The sequence below is a fragment of the Stenotrophomonas sp. FR012 genome (genome assembly GCF_047520565.2).
GTDB classification, from domain to species: domain Bacteria; phylum Pseudomonadota; class Gammaproteobacteria; order Xanthomonadales; family Xanthomonadaceae; genus Stenotrophomonas; species Stenotrophomonas sepilia.
The window spans coordinates 131903-152012 of sequence record NZ_JAXBQL020000002.1 but is presented as its reverse complement, the minus strand read 5'-3'; the positions used below and the strand labels follow the sequence as shown (position 1 = coordinate 152012).

The following is a 20110-nucleotide window of genomic DNA, read 5'->3' as shown; positions in this document are numbered from 1 at the left end:
GAAATCATGGAGGTCGGGGAATCAGGCCCCGGGCCGGCGGCCCTGGATCAGGACGCGGGCGGGGAAATCAAGCGACGGCGGCGGTGCCTGGTCGACCTTGCCGATGCGACGCAGTGCATCGAGCACGGCCGCGTCGGCCTCCTCGTTGCCACTGCCACGCACCAGCTCGACCTTTTCCAGGCGACCATCGCTGGCCAGCCACACATTCACCTGCAACTGGAACGCCAGGCGCTTGACCTTGTCGTCGCGCGAGATCGCCCGCTGCATCAGGTAGCCGAGGTAGCGCCCATAGGTGGCGTTGCCGGCACCGCCACGACCGACACCGGACGAACCGCCACCACTGCCGGACTGGATGCCGAAGTTGTCGCCACCGGCCTGCGCGTCGGCGTTCATCGTCACCGGATCGCTGTTGTCCGGGGTCGGCGTCGGCTCTTCGGCCGGCGTCGGCTGATCCAGCGGCTCCGGTTCGGGCATCGTCTCTTCCGGCGGCGTTTCCGGTTCCGGCGGTTCTTCCGGTGGCGGCGGGGGTGGCGGAGGCGGTGGCGGCAACGCCAGCATCGGCGGCTGCACCACCGGCCGGCGGGTGCTGGCGGTGTCCTTGAACAACAGCCACCACAGCGCGACGCCGAGCACCAGCAACGCGACCAGCACCAGCGCGACGGTCACCAGCAACGGGCGACCACGCATGCCGGGCTCCGGCCGGGGGGGTTGATGGGCGGTCATGCCTCAGCCCTGCGCCTTGCCGGTGACCAGGCCCACCTGGGCCAGCTCCAGGCGCCGCAGCAGGTCCAGCACCTCGACCACGCGGGCATACTGCACCTGTGCGTCTCCGCGCACGATCACCGGGAAATCCGGCGTGGTCGCGCGCTCGGTACGCAACCGGTCTTCCAGCTCGGCCATCGTCACCGGGTAGGCATCCAGGAACACCTGGCCGCTGGGGTCGATGGTGATCGCCTTGGTCTTCGGCTTCTCCAGCGCCACGGCGTTGCTGGCCTTCGGCAGGTTGACCTCGATACCGGGGACGGAGGCGTTGCTGGTCAGGATGAAGATCACCAGCACCACCAGCAGCACGTCGACGAAGGGCGTCACGTTGATGCCCTTCTCGCGCTTCTTGATGCCGAACTTCGCCTTCTGGCCCATGGCGCGCTCCTCAGCCCTGGACCGCGGCCGGGCCGCGCCCGTCCTGCTCTTCAGCCAGGCGCGCGGCGAACTCGTCGATGAACACCGCCATGTCCGCGCCGATCGCTTCGGCACGCGCGCCCAGGTAGTTGTAGCCGAACAGCGCCGGGATCGCGACGCCGAGGCCAGCCGCAGTACACAGCAACGCTGCGGCCATGCCGGGTGCCACCGAGTTGATGTCGACCGCGCCAGCCATCGCCGCCACCACGAACACCAGCATGATGCCGATCACGGTGCCGAACAGGCCCACATACGGGGCCCCCTCGATGGTGGTCGACAGCCAGTTCATGCGCCGTGCCATCGCCTCCTGCTCACGCACCATCACCGCATCCATCGAGGCACGGATCGCCGCGATGGTAGCACCACTGAGGTAACCGCTGTTGCCATCGCGCTGGTGGCGCTGCTGCATTTCATCGATGGCCACCTGGTAGATGCGCCACAACGAGCCATCGTGCATCGCGGCCGGCGCCTTGCCCTGGCGGTCCATGTCGGACAGGGTGCGCAGCGGCACGCCGGACAGCTTGCCGAAGCTCTCGGTGAACACCGCATTGGCCTTGCTGGTACGGCCGAAGTGCCGCCCCTTGGCGATCATGATCGCCCACGACAGCAGCATCATCAGGCCGAGGATCGCGACCACCACCCAGGCATCGAACGGCATCGCCTTGAGGATGAAGGCGAAGTGGCTCTGCCCGGCTGACTGCTCGTCCGCGCCGTAGCTGATCAGCCGCGAATCGGCACCCTGTGCGGTGGCATCGGCCAGCAGCAGCGCGGCCGGCCGTGCCACGCGCGAGACGCGCAGTTCATCCAGCGCACCTTCGAAGTTGGCCAGTGGCTGCACCGCCCCCGGCGCATCGGCACCCACCACCGGAGCCGTGCCCAGCGCCGGCAGCGCACCGCTCAGCTGGGCAACGACGCGCCCGTTGAGGTACAGCTGCAACGCGCCCTTCTCTGCCGTCAGTGCAACGTGTGCCCACTGTCCTTCCGGAACCGGCTGCGCGGGCGTGCTGCGCTGGCCATTGAGCTGCACGAACGGCACGCGGTTCTCGATGCCCAGCACCAGCTCGGATGCGCCGTCGCGACGCGCATAGATCGCCTGCGCCGCAGTGTTGCCGCCCGGCTTGATCCAGGCTGAAACGGTGAGCGGCGCGCCCGCTTCCTGAGCCAGCGATGCGCTGGCCGGCAGCGGCAGCGGACCGGCGCCCAGCTGCACGCCACGGCCGATCACCGAGCCTTCCGACGGCGGCACCACCGCACCGGCATTGTTGCCATAGGCGGTGGTGTCGCGTGCCGGCGCATTGGCCTCGGCAAAGTGGTAGACCAGCGTGTAGTCCGGATCGAACACCTGCTGGCCGTTGCCGCTGGCCGGTGCCTTCTCATTGCCGTAGTACATCCAGATCGTCTGCGGCGAGGCAGCGCTGACTGCCGGTACGTCGACCCAGACCAGGGCCAGGCCCATCCTGGGATCGAACTGTTCGATCTGGTGGGCCAGCACGGTACGGCCATCACCCGAGACGAAGCGCAGGTCGTTGCCCGCATCCTGGGTTCCGTCGAAGCCGAAGTTGCCGGTATGCAGGCGCAGCAGCAGCGGCGTGCGGCCCGGGTCACCGGCCAGGCCCGCGCCCTGCGGGCCGGCGTCGATGGTGATCGGCTTGCGGTACTTCCATTCGGCCTGCCACCAATTGGCATCGGCCGCAGCCACCGGCAGCGCAACCAGCGCCGCCAGCAGCAACAACACTCGGGAAAGCAAACGGTCCATGCGAAGGGTCTCCGGAGAACGCATGTTCAAGGGAAGGGTCAGTAACTGGTGCTGATGTTGAAATGCAGGCGCGGGTCGTCCTTGCGCGTGACCGGGCCATCGGCATACGGCCAGGCGTAGTCCAGGCGCAGTTGCAGGTGTTCACCCAGGCGCAGCTGCGCGCCCAGGCCGACCGAGGCCAGGTTGTACTTGTCGCGCTGTTCGGGCAGCGGCTGGCGCAGGCGCAGATAGGCCGCGTCGGCAAAGCTGTAGACGCGCAGGTCGGTGCCGCGCCACAGTGACCACGCAGGCGTGCGCCATTCCAGGCTGGCCAGGCCGCCGTAGTCGCCGATCGCCTCGGCCGACAGGTAGCCGCGCACGGTGTACATTCCACCTGCGGCGAACTGCTCGGCCGACACCAGTGGCGCATCGGTTACCTGCAGCGAGCCGCGCGCATACCATTGCCAGTCGCTGCCGAAGGTATGCGTGTTGGCCACGTCGGCCTTGAACGCCACGAAACTCGGGTCGGCCCAGTAGCGCTTCTGCCCGAACGCGGTGGCGTCACTGCCGTAGCCGAACAAGCGACGCGTACCGGCCACCAGCTGGGTGTTGATGCTCAACTGATCCTGCTCGCCCTGGCGTACACCGACAAACGCCAGAGTGATCGGCGCGTACCTCAGCGGCGTCTTCAGGCTCTCCTTGCCCATCTGCGTGTCTTCCTCGGTGTCCTTGAAATCCACGCCGAGGCTGAGCTGGCGCCACCACTGGCTGCTGCCCGGCAGGCGGTAGTTGAGCTTGAGGCCGATCGAATGGCCGTTGCCGATCACATTGGTGCCGGTGCCGGTACCGACCTGCCCACCTGCATTCAACACGCGGCTGTCGGATCTGTAGCCGGAGGCTTCCAGGCTCCACGGCGTACCTTCGAACGGCATCGTGTACGAGGCCGAGAACACCTTGGCCTGCTTCGTGTCTTCCGGCGCCAGATACACGCCGAGGTTGGCGCTGTGCCCACGCTTCCACAGGTTGTCGTAGGCCAGCGATGCACTCAGGCGCAGCTTCTCGGTGTCGGCGCTATGGTCGTTGTTGAGTGACGCACTGGCACGCCACGGCGACTTCTCCTCGACCTGCAGGTCCACATCCATCGTGCCCGGCACCTGGCCTTCGCGCACCAGTGGCATCACCTGGCGACGTCCGCCTTCGTTCAGTGCGGTCAATTCCTTCTGGGCCTGGTCGAAGTCAGGCACCTTGCCCTCGGCCAGCGCCGGTACACGTTCCCGAATGCGTTCGGGCGACTCGTGGCGGGTGCCGACCACGCGCAGCTGGCCGATCGGCGTCTGCTGCACCTTCAGCAGCACCACGCCCCCACTGACCTGCTGCTCGGGTAGCTCGACGTAGACCGACTGGTAGCCGGCCTGCTGGTAGAGCGCATGGACCGCATCGCGCGCCTTCTCAACATCGGCCAGGGTCTTGCCCGGGCCGAGGAACGGTTCCACCGCACGTTCAATCTGCCGCGGATCGAGCACCGTGTTGCCGCGCACGACGTATTCGTTGATGTTCACGCTGGGCGCGGGTGCTGCCTCCTGCGCGAACAGCGGCAGCGGCATCGCGGCCAGGGCCAGCACCAGCGGATGCAGGCGCAGCGGAAGGCGAACGGCTCGGCACGGAACAGGATTCATCGAAGGCATCGCGTCGTATCGAAGGGAGGGGCCAGGGAGCGGCGCGTGGATCTACCAACAGGACGTGTACATCGCGTCAAAGCCGCCAACAGTTTTGTGACAGCACTGTCATCTTTTGAAAGCGCCGCAACGCACGCAGGCGGACCCTGCCTTGGCCACCCGTCTTCATTTCAGGACATCGATTGCTGCGGGAGATTCGAGATGTGTGAATCGTTGATGCCGGACCTGCGCGCTGCCCTCGCCCTCGCCCTGCTGCTGGCGCTGCCATCGGGTCGCGCCGACGAGGCGAAGAAGCAGGAAGAAGCTGCGCCCTGCATCGAAGTACTGGTCAACGGCGAGCGGATTCCGGCCTGGGACTGTCTGCAACGCAAGCTGGCGCCTGCGACAAGGCCGGCGAAGTCGGCGGCGCTCCCCGAAGCCGAACGCCTGATGCAGCAGCCCGGCAACCAGCTGATGCAGTACAACCTGGAAGGCACGCGGCAGCGCATGGGCGATGCGTTCGGTCGCTCGGTGGTGCCGCAGCGACCTGCGCGCTGAGCCTCCGCAGCTGTGGGGCTGAGCGCGCGCTCGGCTGTCTTTGCATTCATCGGCGATGCCACGGCGCGAAAGCCGCCGAGCGCAGGCTCGGCGCTACTGCGTGCCGCTCTGCCGACCGGCCGGCACGATGCCATCGCTTGGTACCGGCGGCAGCTCGGGAACCGGCAGGCTGCGCAACTGCCCCGCCTGGTTCAGCTCCACCGCGTTGGCGCTGATGCTGGCGAGAACCGTGCAGGGCCCCAACCGCTGACCCGGCGCGTACGCTTCGGCAGGACGCCCATCCACCGAAAGCAGCGCCAGCGGTGCGTGGTCGCCGGCCAACACGCCAAGCACCACCACCTCGGTCTGCACTGCGCCGGGGGACAACAGGCGCACCAGCGGCAGGCTGGCCACTGCATCGAACATCGGCCGCACCGGCGCCTCGGCTTTCGCCTCGCTGGCCACGGCCGCCGGCGCCACCGCAGACAGGGTGACGCTCCAGTAGGCCACCACCGCCAGCAGCAGCGCCGCCGCCAGCAGGGCCAACATGCGATTGCGATCCCAGCGCCTGCCGTCCATGTTCCGCACCATCGCCACGTTCATGTCTGCCCACGCTAGCAGGTGCGGCTGACGCTTTTGTTTCATCATGCGGGCCTACGCTGGCAGGCATCGACCCGGACAGGAGGCAACGTCGATGCAGCGCGTGCCGCGTGGTTTCACCCTGCTGGAACTGATGGTGGTGCTGGTGATCATCGGTATCTGCACGGCGGGTATCGGGCTGGGCCTGGGCAGCCTGCTCGACCCGGGCCGGCAGCTGCGACAGGAAGCCGAACAGTTGGCGCAGCGCCTGCAGGTGGCGCGCGACGAGGCCCGGATCGATGGCCGCCCCCTGCGCTGGCAGGCCGACGCCGCCGGCTACCGCTTCAGCCGCCGCGAAGGCACCGGTTGGGTGGATGTGCAGCGCGACGACCTGCTGCGCCCACAACCATGGCAGCTGGCGGGCATCGCGGTGCAGCCGACCACGCCGATTGAACTGAGCCCCGAATGGATTGGCGTGGCGTGGGAGTTGACGCTGTCGTTGCAGGGCCGCCAGCTGCGTCTTCGTGATGATGGCAGCGGACAGTTGCAGGTCGTGCAGTGAAGCGGAACAGTCACGGGTTCACCCTGATCGAAGTGCTGATCGCATTGGCGATCGTTTCAATCGCACTGGCGGCGGTGATGCGTTCGGTGGCGGTGGCTACCGACGATCAATCGCGCCTGCGCGACCGTCGGCTGGCACTGATGTGCGCGCAGGACCGCTGGCAGGAGCTGCGCCTGACTGGGCAGCCGCCGCAGGATGCACGGCAGCGCTGCGTGCAGGGGCACAGCACGTTCCTGGTGCTGCAACATCTCGGCACCGGCAGCGACAGCCAGCCGCAACTGGAACTGAGCGTGGTGGCCGAAGATGCACCGCAGCAGTCGCTGGCGCGGATGCAGCTGCCATGGACCACCATGCAATGAAGCGGGTCACGCGTGGCTTCACCCTGATCGAAGTGATGATCGCGATCACCATCATGGGTGTGCTGGCGCTGATCTGCTGGCGTGCGCTGGACAGCGTGGCCAGCAGCGACCAGCGCCTGCGCCGGGCCGATGCAGAAACCACGACGGCGCTGCGCATCCTGCAGCAGTTCCAGCGCGATATCGAGATGCGTGCCGACGACGCGCTGATGAATGGTGCAGTGCGTCCGGCCGATCAACCGCAGCGGCTGCTGCCTCCGTCCCTGGTAAGCGAACGGCACCCGGATGGCAGCTTCGCACTGGAGATCACCCGCAGTGTCGGCAGTGATGGACTACGCTGGCAGCGGGTGCGCTGGTGGCGGCAGGGCAATACGCTGTGGCGGGCCAGTGGCGCGGCGACGGATCGATACCCCCTGCCCGCGCCTGAGCCGTCGAAAGGCATTGCGGTGGCCAGGGATGTGCAGCGGTTCGAGATACGCGCCTGGCAGCCGGGCGCGGGGTGGGCGCTGTTGCCGAGCGAAGGCGAGGTGCTGCCGGCCACCGGGCTGGAACTGCGGTTGGGCCTGCGCGATGGGCGTGGGCCGCTGAGCTACCGGCGGGTGCTGGAGCTTTAGGATTCCTCCCAGGCAAAGCATCCACGCATGGCGTGGATCTACTGCCGAGCGGCTTCTACTGCCCGGCCTGCCCTGGTGGGTGCCGACCGTTGGTCGGCACTGATGCTGGCCCAGCCATCCACGCATGGCGTGGACCTACTGCCGAGCCTGCCGCCGGGTGCCATCCTGCGCCCGGCGGCGCCGTGTCGGTGGTCCTCACCGCCGATGGCCGCTCCCTGCCCTCCGTGCCGTCCTGGCTGGGGCCGCCACCATTCCCTGGCGGCTGGCCCGATGCCGTCCGTTCTTCCTGGTCAGTCCCATCCACGCATGGCGTGGATCTACTGCCGGCCGCGATCGTGCCGATCAGGGTCGGCACCTAGCGGCGCTGCGTGCCGTCGTCGCGGCTGGCCTGCGGGAACTGGAATGCGCTGTCGGCGTCGTAGCCGCTGTTGGCGGTAGTGCCACGGGCCGGCGGCGCTACGCTGCTGGTGCCGCTGCCGAAGCCCAGAATCTGCACGCTGATCACTGACGGCTGGTTGCGCCGTGCGTCGTCCTGGCTCTTGCGCATCACGTCCTGTGCCGCCTGGCTGGCGCTGTTGGCTGCCGCACTGGCCGCGGCCAGCGCATTGACGTTGACCGATGCCAGCACCGGCAGACCCTTGCTCTCGCCCTGCACCTGGATGTTGGCCGCGTTGAGCACCTGCAGCGCGGCCAGATTGATGTTGCCGGAGACGCGTATACCGGCCTCGCCCGCATCGATGGTGCCCAGCGGTGCGATCAGATCGACGTCGCCCGGCGGCACTTCGGCGATGGGGTTCAAGGTCGCGATGCCAGCACCGCTGGCCGGGGCCTGCGGCGACAGGATCACATTGCCCCAACCGTCATAGACGCGGCGCGGTGGCGTGTACAGCAGGGTCGTGCGCGAACCACGACCGGCATTGATGTCACCCTGCTCCGACCACGCCAGGATGTCGCCGCCGAACGTGGTCATCACCCGCGACAGGCCCAGCAGCACGCTGTCCTGGCCGAACAGCCGGATATCGCCCTGCCCTTGGGTCACCAGTCCGGCACTGGCCGGGGGCACCACGCCCTGCACACCGATCACGATCTGCCCACCCGGCGCCATCAGCTCGATGTTGCCACCCGCTTCGGTGCGCACGCCGGAGCCGCCGTACATCACGATGTCGCCGGTACGGTCGATCGTCGCGCCGGTCGCAGCCTTGTCTGGCATCAGCGTAGCGATGGCCTCTCGCCCACGCAGGTAGGAGCCGAAGCGGGGTCCTTCTGCATCGGTATATTCCCGTCCACCTTCGCGCAGCTCGGCGTAATAGATCTGGCGCAGGAAGATGTGCTGCTGTTCCTGCGGCAGCGCATCGAAGGCAGCCAGCGCCCCGTCGCCGTCAGCAGCCACGCCGAAGCGCTGCTGCAGCCACTGCTTCAGTTCCTGGTCGTAGACCTTGACTGCCTTGCCCGGCTGCGACGCAAGCGATTGCGCGGGATCGGCAAGGTTGACGGGGTCCAGATAGCGGGCACGCAGGGCCGCGAAATCGATCTGCTGGTTGCCGGCCGTCAGCGCGATGCTGGCGCCGGGACGGGTGTCGCCCTGCACGATGCCACCGAGGCTGACGATGCTGCCCGCATCCTCCTGGCGCAGCTGGCGGCCGGCACTGATCTCGGTATTGCCGGGGCCGGCGATGGTCGCGTTCAGATGCACGACGTCGCGGCCCGCCGCTGCCACCGTGATATCGGTGGGCGCGGTGTTCAACGCGGTCATCGACACCCCGAGGATGTCCCGGCCTGCCCGCAGTTGCACGGCGCCGGCGGCCTCGAACCAGTTCAGCTGGGTGCGCTGCCCCACGTTGGGATCCAGCGTGCGCCGGGCGCCGGTGGCCAGACCGATGATGTCGCCCTGCACCGCGTAGAAACGGCTCGGCGCCAGGGCCGCAGACACGGAGGACAGCGGAGTATTCGGACCGAACGCAAACAGCGGAAGCGACGCGTCCGGCGATGCAATGTTGCCGTCGACCGACAGGTTGTGCCGCGAGCGGGTCACATTGCCGCCGGAATCCCCCAGCTGGGCCAGGAATGCGGGGTCGAAGGGTCCCGGCAGGCGCGCATCCGCGCCCGAGCGCGCGATCTGGGTCGCGCCACGTTGGGCGAAGATGCTGCCACCGGCCAGCACGTCCAACCGTCCCGTTGCCGAGGGTGCCAGCAGGATCACATCCTGCGTCCCCGGCGTGGCGCTGATCCGGTCCAGCTTGATGTCGCCCTGCGCAGCAATGGCGCTGAAGCGCGAGGGATAGAGCCAGTAATTCAGCAGATCATCACCACCACGCACATCAAGCTGGACCTGCTCGCGCCACAGATTGCTGCCGGTCACGTTATCCGGCCCGGCGAGGCCTGGCGCGAGGTCACCACCGGCACTGAACAGATCCACGGCCGTGCTGGCGGTCCACAGGGAGAACCACGTGCTGCCTGCAGCGCGCGCGCCATCATCCTGCAGCACCGCGCTGTAGTTGGCCAGCGGAACCCGGCCTGCATCGGCGACCCCGCCAAGCACCACATCGCCCCGTGCCTGTAGCTGCGCGACCGCATCGCCCAGCACCAGCACCGGTCCGCCCATTGCGCGGGCGGCGTCGGGCGCAAACAGGTCTGCCGCGCGCTGCTGACGCAGCGTCGCGTAGTTTTCCAGGGTGACGCCCATTGCACCGATGCGCCCGGCATCGAGCTGCAGGCTGCCACGCAGATTGCTGAAGGTACCGTTGAGGTCGAGATTCTGTCCCGCCCTGGAGGGATTGAGGCTGGAGATCGTCGCCTGCAGATTCGGATTCAGTGCGCCACCGATGCGCAACCGCAGGTCGCCGCCACCGGTCAGGTGCAGCTGGCCATTGCTGACGCGGCCGGTCGATCCCACCGCCGCGATGATCGCGCCCGAGCGTGGTGCGCTCAGCGAGCCCAGCGCGTCGCCCATCGGATCGCGGACGCCGGCATTTCGCCCGGCCTCAAGCGTCAGGTCGCCGCCACCCAAGGTGCCGAAGCCGGTGAAGCCGACCATCCGCGGAGAGGCGCCAGCGGCAGCGGACACGTTGGTGTAGGTACCAAAGTTCACCCACCAGCTGGTCGGCACCGGCTCCACGCCGGTGGTGCTCCCGGTTCCCTGCCGCCACAGCCAATTGCCGACCGCGGCACTGGAGTACAGCGCCCAGTCGCGCTCGCTGGTGCCCGACTCCGCGCGCGCGGTCCAGGCGTCGCCGACGATATCGCGCCCGGCTTCGACCCGCAGGTTGCCACCATGATCGGGATACCAGGCCTGGTAGCCTGCGATCGCTGCGTCATAGCTGCCCGGCACCAGGTTCGGCCCCAGCAGTGCGGTGTTCCAGGGAGCCGCTGCACGGGGCGAATTGAAGGCAGCGTCGTGGCCCCCACCCAGCGCGGTGGGAGTGCCGGCGGTGTAGACACCGAAGCCTGACTTCATCACGACGTCACCGGCAGCGAGCAGTTCCATGTCCCCCTTGCCGGTGCGCAGCACGCTCCACGCCGGCGTGCCCGCGCGCTTGCCGTAGGTGGTCACTTCGGTCTGCGTGCCGCCGCCGGCGCAGTAGGTGGGCGCGGTACTGCAGAACTCGTCTTCGGTCATGCCGAACATCGCGGCGAAGTCCTTCGCAGGGGTGCCCACGTAGGACTCGTCACCCCAGTAATCCAGCGAGCCCTGCGCGGCCACCTGGCGGGGTGCCGGGCCGCAGTAGTCGGCCGACATCGCGCAGAACTCATCTTCGGTGAAGCCGAACATGTCGGCCAGCTCTGCGATCGGGCGGCCCGCATAGGACGTGTCGCCGATCCAGTCCAGCGATGCCCGCTCGGTCAACGCACGATCACCCACCCAGATGATCTCGGTCTTGACCGTACCGATCGAGCCCTGGTGGGTATCGGCCAGCACCACGCTGCCTTCGCTGCCCCAGCGCCGGCTGCGTGGATCGGCCGCCCCGACATCGGCACCGGCAACCACGGTCAAGTCCCAGGAGGTGGTGCCCTCGGCCAGCATCGGCGCCAGCGCCCAGTTGCGCCCCTGGTTGCCGTTGGCATCGGCCGGCCGCAGATTCACTGGCGCGTCGCCGGGCAGTTCCACCTTGGTCAACGAAGGAATGTACGCGCCCACCTTGAGCGCGACTTCCCGTGCCAGGCGCAGCGCAACCGGCAACACCGCGCCGGCGGGCCACTCCTGTGCCGCCACCTGTACCGCACTGCGCAGGCGGAAGCCGGCTCCCAGCCGCGCACCTGCCGCCAGCACCAGCGGCTCCTGCAGCACGGTGCCCGCGGCCAGCGTCTGCCCGGAGTCGGTGGTCACTGCCGCACCCAGTACAGTACCCGCGGGCAGGCGCAGATTCTGCGAGATCACCATCGGCGCGGGCAGCACGGTACCAACCGGAAGCGTTACCGATTCGACCGGCACGTCGTAGTTCAGGCGGGTGCCGGCCTGGAACTCGGTGCCGGGCTGCAGCTTCACTCCGTCCACCGGCACCACCAGGCCGCTGCCGAAGGGGGTGTGCCCCGCGCTGCCATTGCGACCCTCATACAGCTGCCAGCCCCCCTCATCCGGCGTGGACGGCGGCGGTGCGAAGCCATCGTTGATGCTGCCGTAGACGTTGATGTTGCCTTCGGCCCGCAGCACCAGCGAGGCCGATTCGCCGAAGCCACGCCGCGATGGATCGGCGCGGTTGGCGTCGGGCCCGTAGCGGTAGCCGGACAGATCGATGTCGCCGGCAATGGTCAGGTCGCCGTCCGGGTTGGCGTCGCTGCGCCGCGCCACCACCTGCACACCGGGACGAAGGCGGACATCACCCAGCGCGCGCGTGCGCTGCTGCAGGTCCGGGTTGCCCAGCGCACCATCGACCCACGCCACGCTGTGCGGATCGACCACCTGGTCCAGCCACTGCTGGGTAACCAGCTGCGCGCGGTTGCCGCGCACATCAGCGGTGCTGGCCAGGGGCGCATCGTCGTAGCGGCGGACACCATTGAGCTGGATGTCGGCCGCGCCATCGATGCGCAGGCCATTGGCCGCGGCAATCGCCGCGTCGTTGCTGCCCACCCGCGGCACATCGATCTTCAGCGAGCCCCGCGCCATGCCGTCGTTCTGTCCAGCGCCGTCGCCGACGGCCACGCCGCTGCCGGCACGCAGGTCCAGGTGCGCCGCGCTGCCCAGACCCACGGCGCCTTCGGCGCTGCCCAGCGTGATGGTGGCCCGGTTCGGACTGTCGATGATCTTGCCATGGCTGTCCACGCGCAGGCCGGTACCGTGCGCGTCCAGCGTGCCGTCCACCTGCAACTGGTCGCGGGCGTACAGGCGGATGCTGCCGACCTGCTCGCCGCTGGCATCGATGCGGCCGGCCACGGTCAGGCTGCCCGCGTCGACACTGATGTCGACCCGGCGCGCCTTCACTTCGTCGCCGATCCGAAGATCGCCTTCACCGATCTGGAAGCTGCGGCCGCCGACGACACCGCCGGCGGTCAATCGCTGGTTGAGGCCGGCGAAGTCCTGCAGCTGGCGTGCCCGCACCACCAGTTCGCCACCGTCGTAGGGCACCAGCGTGCCGCCGGCATCGTAGCGGCCACTGGCGGCACCCTGCAGAACACCGGCCAGATCGGCTTGGCCGGCCACTGCGGTGACCGTCATGCGCCCGGCGCGGTTGTTGCGGGCAGAAACATCGATGCGGGAGGTAGCATCGGTGCGGATGTCACCCGTGTCGCTGGACAGCAGGACATCACCGCCCCAGCTGAACTTGTCCACGTCGTACAGCGGGACCTTGCGCCCGGCCAGGTCCAGCACCGCCCGGCCGCCAAGCGTGATGCCCTGGCGTGCGCTCGCCGACAGCCGTCCTGACGCCAGCGCGATCGTGCTGTCCAGCGTGATCCGGTTGGCGTCGATGCTCAGCTCACTGCCCAGTGCATCGCCACCCGCCTTGCCGGTGCCCCCCTGCAGGCGGAACTCGCCGCCAGTGCGCACGCGCAGCTGCGCGGCGGGATCGGCGGTCAACAACGGGGTATCGATGCCGAGGCTGCCTCCGCTGTACTGCCAGCCCTTGTCGGCCAGATAGTCGCCGCGCTGCTGGAACACGTCCAGCGTGCCCTGCGCGGAGAACGACAGCTGCTCCGAAGCACTCAGGTTCAGCGCACTGAATCCGAGCACCTGCCGGTTCGCAGGTACTTCAGAGCTGGGACGGCTGAATGGTGCCCGCCCGAGCTGCAGCTGGCGGGTGACGAGGTCCAGCTGCCCGGCGCCGAGCCGGTCCACCATCGGATCGGCCGGCGGCACCGACGCGTCGCTGCCCGGCGCCTGGCTCGCCGCCAATGCGCCGTCCCAGACCAGCGTGTCCACCAGGATGCGCGCACGGTCGGTCGCCGCGCCGTAGCCGCGGATGGCCTGCGCACCCAGCACAAGCGTCTGCAGGCCACTGCGGCCGGTGGCACTGTCGCGCGCGTCCAGGTCGACGCTGCCGAACACGTTGACAGACTCCCGCGCGACCAGGCTCAGCGTGTCCAGCGCCGGCGCGCCGGTGGCATCATTGCCGCGCAGCAGTTGCTGCAGCACGGACTGGTTCATGGTCATGCCACTGGGCAGTGCCCCTGCCGCAGCGGCCTGTGCGATCGCTTCGGCACTGCCGAGGTTCAGCGCCGCCATGCTCAGGCCGAGCTGACGGGTGCCATAGCTGACCGAGTCGCGCATCTGCAGCGTGCCATCGGTCGCTACCGCGATGCTGCCATCGGAAACCAGCCGGGCCTGGCCGTCGCACGCCGCCTGGCACCCCCCGATGTCGATCGCCACCGGACCGGCCTCCACGCCCGTGGTGCCGGTGATCAGGTTCAGGCGCTGGTTGGACACCGCCAGCAGGCCGCCGGAGACCTGGTAAGGCAGCGTCGCGCTGGCACCCGCGTTGGCGGTTGCGAACGGCAGTGTATCGAGGGTCGCACCGGCCTCGACCAGCACGCCGCTGCCACCGGAGGCCGCTGCCACCAGCACTTCCGGTGCGTTCAGGGTGACGCCGGAACGGATCGCCACACTGCGCGCCTGGCCGGTCACCGCCACCTGCGAGGCCTCCTGGCTGAACTGCCCGCCGATGATCATCCGCGCAGGCAGGAAGGCATTGAGCGCGTCGTCGCTGAAGGTGGCGCCGCGATCACGGGCCTGCGATTGCGCGCTACCGTCAACGATCTCCAGTGAACCGACCGCCGGGCTCGCCAACGTGGCTGCCAGCGTGCCGCCGCGCCCATTGTCGGTGGCGGCGCCGAACCGCGCGGTGCCGGCGAAGCGGATGGCAGGCGTGTCTGCACGACCTGCACCTTCGCCCAGCGCTAGGGTCAACCCGAGCGCATCGATGGTCTGCCAGCCACGCGACTCGCCGCGGCGGTCGGCCACCGACTGCGCGAAGCTGTTGTAGGAGGTTTCGTTGTAGCCCGAGTGCCGGCGTACCACTGCGGCGGGCGTCAGCAGGATGTCGGTGAGCAACGGCGAGATTGCCGCGCCCAGCGCCGTGCGCTGCTGCCCGGACACACGCCAGGTGCCGGTGCCGGTCGCAATCGGTTGCACGATGCCAGAGGTGCCGGTAGCGCCCAGCTCCACCCGGAATGCACCGGGCTGCAGCGCATAGCTTGCCGGCATCAGCGTGTAGGTGCCGGCCGCCAGGCCGGGCACGCCAGCCGGCACGGTGATCTGCTGGCCCACCGCCGGAGCTGCGAATCCTTCTTCGCCGCTGGGGGCGAACGCCTCGGCGCGTCCCGGTACGATCGCGTACACCGGGTTGCCCGACGCACTGAACGCGTAGCGCGGATTGGCGTCGGCCAACGCCGTGCGCAGCACGTCGACGGAGCCGCCGCGCCCGGACACGAAGGCGGCACCGGTCAACTCACCACCGCCGGACATGTCCAGCAGTGCCCCCGACGCCACCTCGATCTCGTTGGCCTTCAGGGTCACCCCCATCGATGAGATGCCGGCCGGCGCCAGCGAGCTCAGGCTGCGCGTGCCTACCCGCCAGTCGACACCATCGACGGTGCCACCATAGGGCAGCGACAGGCCGGCACCGCTGGTGGAGGTAACGCTGCCTGGCAGCAGTTCCACCCGGCTGCCGATGGTTCCGTTCTGGATCAGGCCGCCCAGCTGCAGCGTGCCCATCGGCGCCTGCACGTTGCCGCCCTGCTGCACCGTGGCGGCCACCAGGCGAAGCGTGCCCAGCGCCGATTCCGGCGCCGGCTGCGTGGCCGCACCTGTGCCGTGGATTCGCAGCACGGCAGCTGGATCGGCCCAGTAATCAGCGGTCTGCACGGTCTGCGCCGAAGCGCCGGCCACCAGTGTGCCGACCGCGCCTGCGGTGGGGTACAGGCGCGCAGCGGTGACGTCCATCGAACCGGCCGTCATCAACGCGCTGGTGTTGCCACTGCTGGCAATGCCGTTGGTCAGGCGCACGTCACTGCGGCTTTCCAGCGCCACGTGGTCGAACCCGGGCAGCCAGGTGACGTCGCGGATGTCGATCAGCGCGGCCTGCACCGCCAGCGCGTGATCGTCCGGCCCGGCCGAAGCGACCGCCGCAGTGCCCTGCAGGTTCTCGCCCGCCAGCTGGCCCCAGCGCGCCTGCGCCAGGCGGACGTAGGGCGCACTCAGCCGCAACGCCGACGACGGCCCGGCAGCCACGGCCATGCCCAGGCTCGAAGTGCCCTGGCCATGGATGCGCAGGCTCTGGGCCAGGCGCAGGTCGACATCGCCAACGGCGCGGATGTCACCGAACACGGACAGGTTGTCGAAGCCGCCCGCCTGCAGCTGCTCGACCGACAACGCGGCGTGGCCATACTCCAATGCGGCCGGCAGTGGCTGCACCGGTGCGCTGTGCTGGCTGAGGGTGATCGCACGTGCCCGCAGTACCTCCTCGCTGGCGCCACGTGCATGGATGCTGCCGCCGAAGGCCAGCCCAAGCGTGCCACCGCGTGCGCCGGCACCACCGGCGGCCGCGTCCATTCCGCCCTCCAGATACAGCGCATTGGCCGAGCGCAGCACGATCTGCCCGCCGTCGCTGTCCACGCGTACACGGCCTTGGCCGTCGATATCCAGCTCGGCCGACGCCCCCCGCGCCTGCAGGCGCGCGCCGCGTTCGACCACTACGAACGCTTCCGGTGGTCGGTTGTCGACGAATGCTGCGGTCTCCCAGTCCAGCGCCCCGCCGATCTCGATGCGTCCACCCGCGCGCACCTGCCCACGCAGACGGCCGCTGGGATCGGGCAACGAGATTGCGTCTGCATCGGCATCCAGCAGCGCGCCTTCGGCGAAACGCCAGGTGCGTTCGGTGCGCTGCCCGGCGTACAGCGCATTCTGCGGACGCACATCGTCGATCACGATACGGCCGCCCTTCGCAAGCAGTGTGCCTTCAACATCGATGTTGCCTGCACCCAGCAGCGAGATCGTCTGCCCTGGATCGACCGCCACCAGCGCATCCTTGCCGACGCGCAGGTCACCGCCCACGCTGTTGCGGTCCGAACGCAGGCTGATACTCGCACCGGCGCGCTGGCTGACGCGCCCGTTCGATGGATCGGCGCTGTACAGCGGCACATCCCACGCCGCCAGTGCGGACGCCCGATCGGTTGCCATCTGCGCGTCCTGGGTCAGGCGCAGGCCTGGCAGGGCAGCGACCAGCCGCGCGCCGTCGGCCACCGCCACGCCTTGGTGGCCGTTGATGTCGTACTGTGCGAAGCCACTGCCGAACAGGCCGGGATCCAGTCGCAGCGACGCGCCCGCCGGGTCCGCATCGCCCACTCGAACGCGGCCACCGGTTCCCAGCGAGAAGGCACCACTGCCCTGTCCTCGGCCACTGAACCGGCTCCCCTCGCCCAGTTGCACCCGGCCACTGCCGTCCGTCGTAACCGTGCTGCTGTTGGCCTGCAGGCTGACGCTGCCCCCTTTGCCGATGCGGCCTTTACCGCGCAGGTCCAGCGCGGCGCCGGCCTCGACGTCCACCGTTGCCTCGGCGCCCACGACCACGTCATGACTGTTGCTCAGGCTCAGGCGGCCGCCATCCGTCCAGGCACCGCTGGCGTCGAGCGGCATCGCCAGTGACGCGTTGCTCCATTCACCGGAGAGATCGATCCGCGTGCCGCCGGCAATGGCGGTGCGGGCGCGGCCATCGTGCAGCAGCGCCGTCGGCCGCCCCTGGACATCCAGCAGGTTGCCCGCCGACAGCTGGCCGCCGGCAATGCCGATGTCGCCTGCCAGTTCCACCTCGCTGCCGGTCAGGTTGAGCTGTCCACCTGCCTGAAGCCGAAGGCTGCCGTCGATGCGGATGCGATCGGCGGTCGCCAGGTCGATCCGTCCCCACTGCTGGGCACTCAGCGCTGCGATATCCAACCACACCGTGTCACGCCGCTCCTCGTTGACCGGAGCCAGCAGCGACCACGCCGCCTTCGCCGGAGCCTTGTCATCCAGGCGCACATCCGAGCCGAACACACCACTGCGGCCCTGGCCGTCGTAGCGCCCCAGGTACAGCTGCGCATTGCGCGCCACTGCCGTCTGCGCCTGCGCATAGCCATCCAGCGCGGCCTCCGGCCTGCGGTTCTGCTGCGCGCCCTGGAAGGTGGTCGTCTCAACCTTCCCATCCAGCACTGCGGTCGGTGCGGAGACGATCAGCCGACCTGCATCGCGGCCGACGGTGTATCCGTTATCGACACGCTGCGCCGCGAATACGATCGGATCACGGAAGGTCTCAGTGATGCCCCAGCGCTCCTGCTTTACTTCATGGCCGCTGTACAGGCCATCGAACAGCATCTCCGCCGGCGCCTCATCAAGGCGGTAGACCTGGCCGTCGACGCCGCGCACCCAGCTCTGCCGGACCACGCCGCTCTGCACATCCAGGCTGCCGCCGGCAAGGTTGATGCGTGAGCCACCGTTCGTGATCACTTCCCTGCCGCCCAACAGGACGGTGCCTCCCTGCGCAGCCCACTCGCCGATCGAGTGCCCCTGGTTGTCGAGGTAGCCACCCACCTCCAGCAGGCCGCCTGCAGCGTACCAGCGCTCCCCCTCGTAGCCCCCGGTACCGGCCGGAACGTGGACCAGCCTGCGGCGATCGACCCAGACTTCACTGCTGGTCAGCTTGCCGCTGTCGCGGTTGTCCAGGGCATCGCGCAGTTCGTTGCCCTGCACCTTGACCTGGACATTGTTGCTTTCCATCGACACCTGCACGCCCACTGCGCCGGACACGTCCACGCGTGCGGCGTCGTCTACGTAGCTGCGGGCCGCCGCATCGGCGATGATCTGGCCGCCCGTGGCAACCGTCAGCGAATCCCTGCTGAAATGGATGTTGCCACCCGAGACGATCTCCACCCGCGACTGGTCCCGGCGATCATTGTGCTGGGACAGATTGTCGAAGGTTGCCGAGCGCGCGCCAGCGCGGATCGCGTCCTGCTCTGCCGACTCCTTGATGAGGCTGTCGCGCTGCGTATCCAGCACCGTGGCCTTGCCATCGTCCTCGATCAGCACCGCCGTAGTGGCGCCATCGGCCAGCGTGACGCTGCTGCCGGCATCACTGGCCGAGGCCAGAAGATGCACGGTGCCGCGCTGTGCGAGCGTGGTGCTGGCCACGGCCACACCGGCCTGCTCGACGCTGCGCCCGGCCAGAGTCACGTCACCCTCAAGCGCGCGCAGCAGGCCGGTGTTGCGTACGCTGCCAGCCGTGCTGCCGGCGATGAAGCGCGGCGCGATCTCATTGCCCCGGGTGGTGGAGCTGGTGTTGGTGGCCGTACCCACGCCGCGCCGGATCACGAAACTGTCTCCCGCAGCGAGCTGCACCTGGCCCTTGCGCGCCTCGATATGGCCAGCATTCTCCACGCTGTGCCCGGCCAGCAGCACGTAGCCACCGCCGCGCGTCGCACTGGTCGGCTCATGGGTCGCGATGCGGGCACCCTGCTCCACCATCACCTTGCCGAATGCATCGCTGAGCGTGCTGCTGCTGGCGTCGGGGCTGTACAGGCCATTGTCGCGGAACTGTGCATCGCTGATCCGTGCTGCAGCCGCCAGCAGATTGCGTACATTGACCTGGCTGTTGTTGCCGAACACCACGCCGTTGCGGTTGGCGACGAACACCGTGCCATTGGCCTTCAGCTGGCCCAGGATCTGGCTGGGCCGCGCCTGCGGATCGTTGACGCGGTTCAGTACTGCCCAGTCAGGGTGCTGCAGGAAGTTCAGCGTTGTGTTGCCGCCGATGTTGAAGGTCTCCCAGTTCAGGATCGCCTTGTCCGCGGTCTGCTCGACCGTGACCTGCACCCGCCCGTCGCTGCCCTGCGACTGGATCGCCTCGCGCGCATTGAGCCAGCCACGGGTCAGCGGATTCTGGTCGACGCTCAGGCCGTCCTTGCCGAGGCCATCGGCAACGATGAAGCCAGCTTCGCGGCGCGCCTGCCGCGCCTGTTCCTGCAGGCGCTGCTGCAGGGCAATCGCCTGCGCCGCCGTGCCAAGATTGTCGATCGACTGCTGCAGCTTCTGCCGTGCTGCGTCCTGCTGCTGGGCCGGCAACTGGAACTGGATCGGCACGCCGTTGGGCATCCGGCCACTCTGTGCCGCGCTGCCCTGGGCCGCGCCTCGTTCGGCGAACCAGCCCGGACTGAACGCCTGCTGCGCTTGGCTGGCCGGGGCCACCATGCTCCCCAGTGCGACTGCGATGGCCCACGCCATCGGATGATTGCGGCGCATCGACGCGGCCGGACGAACAACGGACGGGAGCGGGTGCGACATCGGAACCTCATCAACCTGGTGGCCCGCGGCTGCGGCGACGATCGGGGAGGCACGCGCAACGCATGCCCTGCCACTGATAGACGGTTCACGTGGCACGAAACCGACAGCGAAACACTGCGGCGGCGGCACCGTCGCGTCAAGCAGGATTCAACCG

General features: G+C 68.8%; 10 protein-coding genes. 4 read left to right on the top strand and 6 right to left on the bottom strand.

Going from position 1 to position 20110, the window contains the following annotated elements:
• Positions 1-21: 21 nt before the first annotated feature.
• From tolA to ACM0O9_RS04755, 4 genes are read right to left on the bottom strand one after another with little or no spacing between them, the layout of a single operon-like run.
• Positions 22-687, bottom strand: coding sequence for a cell envelope integrity protein TolA (gene tolA, locus ACM0O9_RS04770; protein WP_414603986.1), 666 nt, complete (start codon positions 685-687; stop codon positions 22-24).
• A gap of 39 nt (positions 688-726) precedes the next feature.
• Positions 727-1140 (bottom strand): ExbD/TolR family protein, encoded by a 414-nt coding sequence (locus tag ACM0O9_RS04765; RefSeq protein ID WP_065185671.1) that lies wholly within the window; start codon positions 1138-1140, stop codon positions 727-729.
• 10 nt (positions 1141-1150) lie between these two features.
• A complete protein-coding gene (locus ACM0O9_RS04760; protein ID WP_414603987.1) occupies positions 1151-2935 on the bottom strand; it encodes a DUF2341 domain-containing protein in 1785 nt (594 codons plus the stop codon).
• Between the two features lie 38 nt (positions 2936-2973).
• Positions 2974-4590, bottom strand: a complete 1617-nt coding sequence (locus ACM0O9_RS04755) for a ShlB/FhaC/HecB family hemolysin secretion/activation protein (protein ID WP_414603988.1) — start codon at positions 4588-4590, stop codon at positions 2974-2976.
• Positions 4591-4791: 201 nt separating this feature from the next.
• Between ACM0O9_RS04755 and ACM0O9_RS04750 the strand changes: the two genes are divergently transcribed.
• On the top strand, positions 4792-5127 hold the full coding sequence (locus ACM0O9_RS04750) for a hypothetical protein (RefSeq protein ID WP_053500982.1): 336 nt from the start codon (positions 4792-4794) through the stop codon (positions 5125-5127).
• 93 nt (positions 5128-5220) lie between these two features.
• Here ACM0O9_RS04750 and ACM0O9_RS04745 read toward each other — a convergent pair whose 3' ends face one another.
• A complete protein-coding gene (locus tag ACM0O9_RS04745) occupies positions 5221-5697 on the bottom strand; it encodes a general secretion pathway protein (RefSeq protein ID WP_176556922.1) in 477 nt (158 codons plus the stop codon).
• Between the two features lie 103 nt (positions 5698-5800).
• Between ACM0O9_RS04745 and gspH the strand changes: the two genes are divergently transcribed.
• From gspH to ACM0O9_RS04730, 3 genes are read left to right on the top strand one after another with little or no spacing between them, the layout of a single operon-like run.
• Complete coding sequence (gene gspH, locus ACM0O9_RS04740) at positions 5801-6247, top strand: type II secretion system minor pseudopilin GspH (RefSeq protein WP_065177675.1); 447 nt, start codon at positions 5801-5803, stop codon at positions 6245-6247.
• Entirely contained in the window at positions 6244-6606 is a 363-nt protein-coding gene (gene gspI, locus ACM0O9_RS04735) for a type II secretion system minor pseudopilin GspI (RefSeq protein WP_065177674.1), read from the top strand. Before gspH ends, gspI begins: the two co-directional genes overlap by 4 nt.
• Positions 6603-7217 carry a prepilin-type N-terminal cleavage/methylation domain-containing protein gene (locus ACM0O9_RS04730; RefSeq protein WP_065177673.1) on the top strand — a complete coding sequence of 205 codons (615 nt, stop codon included), beginning with the start codon at positions 6603-6605 and terminating at the stop codon, positions 7215-7217. Before gspI ends, ACM0O9_RS04730 begins: the two co-directional genes overlap by 4 nt.
• A 355-nt stretch (positions 7218-7572) precedes the next feature.
• On the opposite strand, the gene ACM0O9_RS04725 is transcribed toward ACM0O9_RS04730, so the two are convergent.
• On the bottom strand, positions 7573-19956 hold the full coding sequence (locus ACM0O9_RS04725) for a putative filamentous hemagglutinin family protein (protein WP_414604035.1): 12384 nt from the start codon (positions 19954-19956) through the stop codon (positions 7573-7575).
• Positions 19957-20110: the final 154 nt, after the last annotated feature.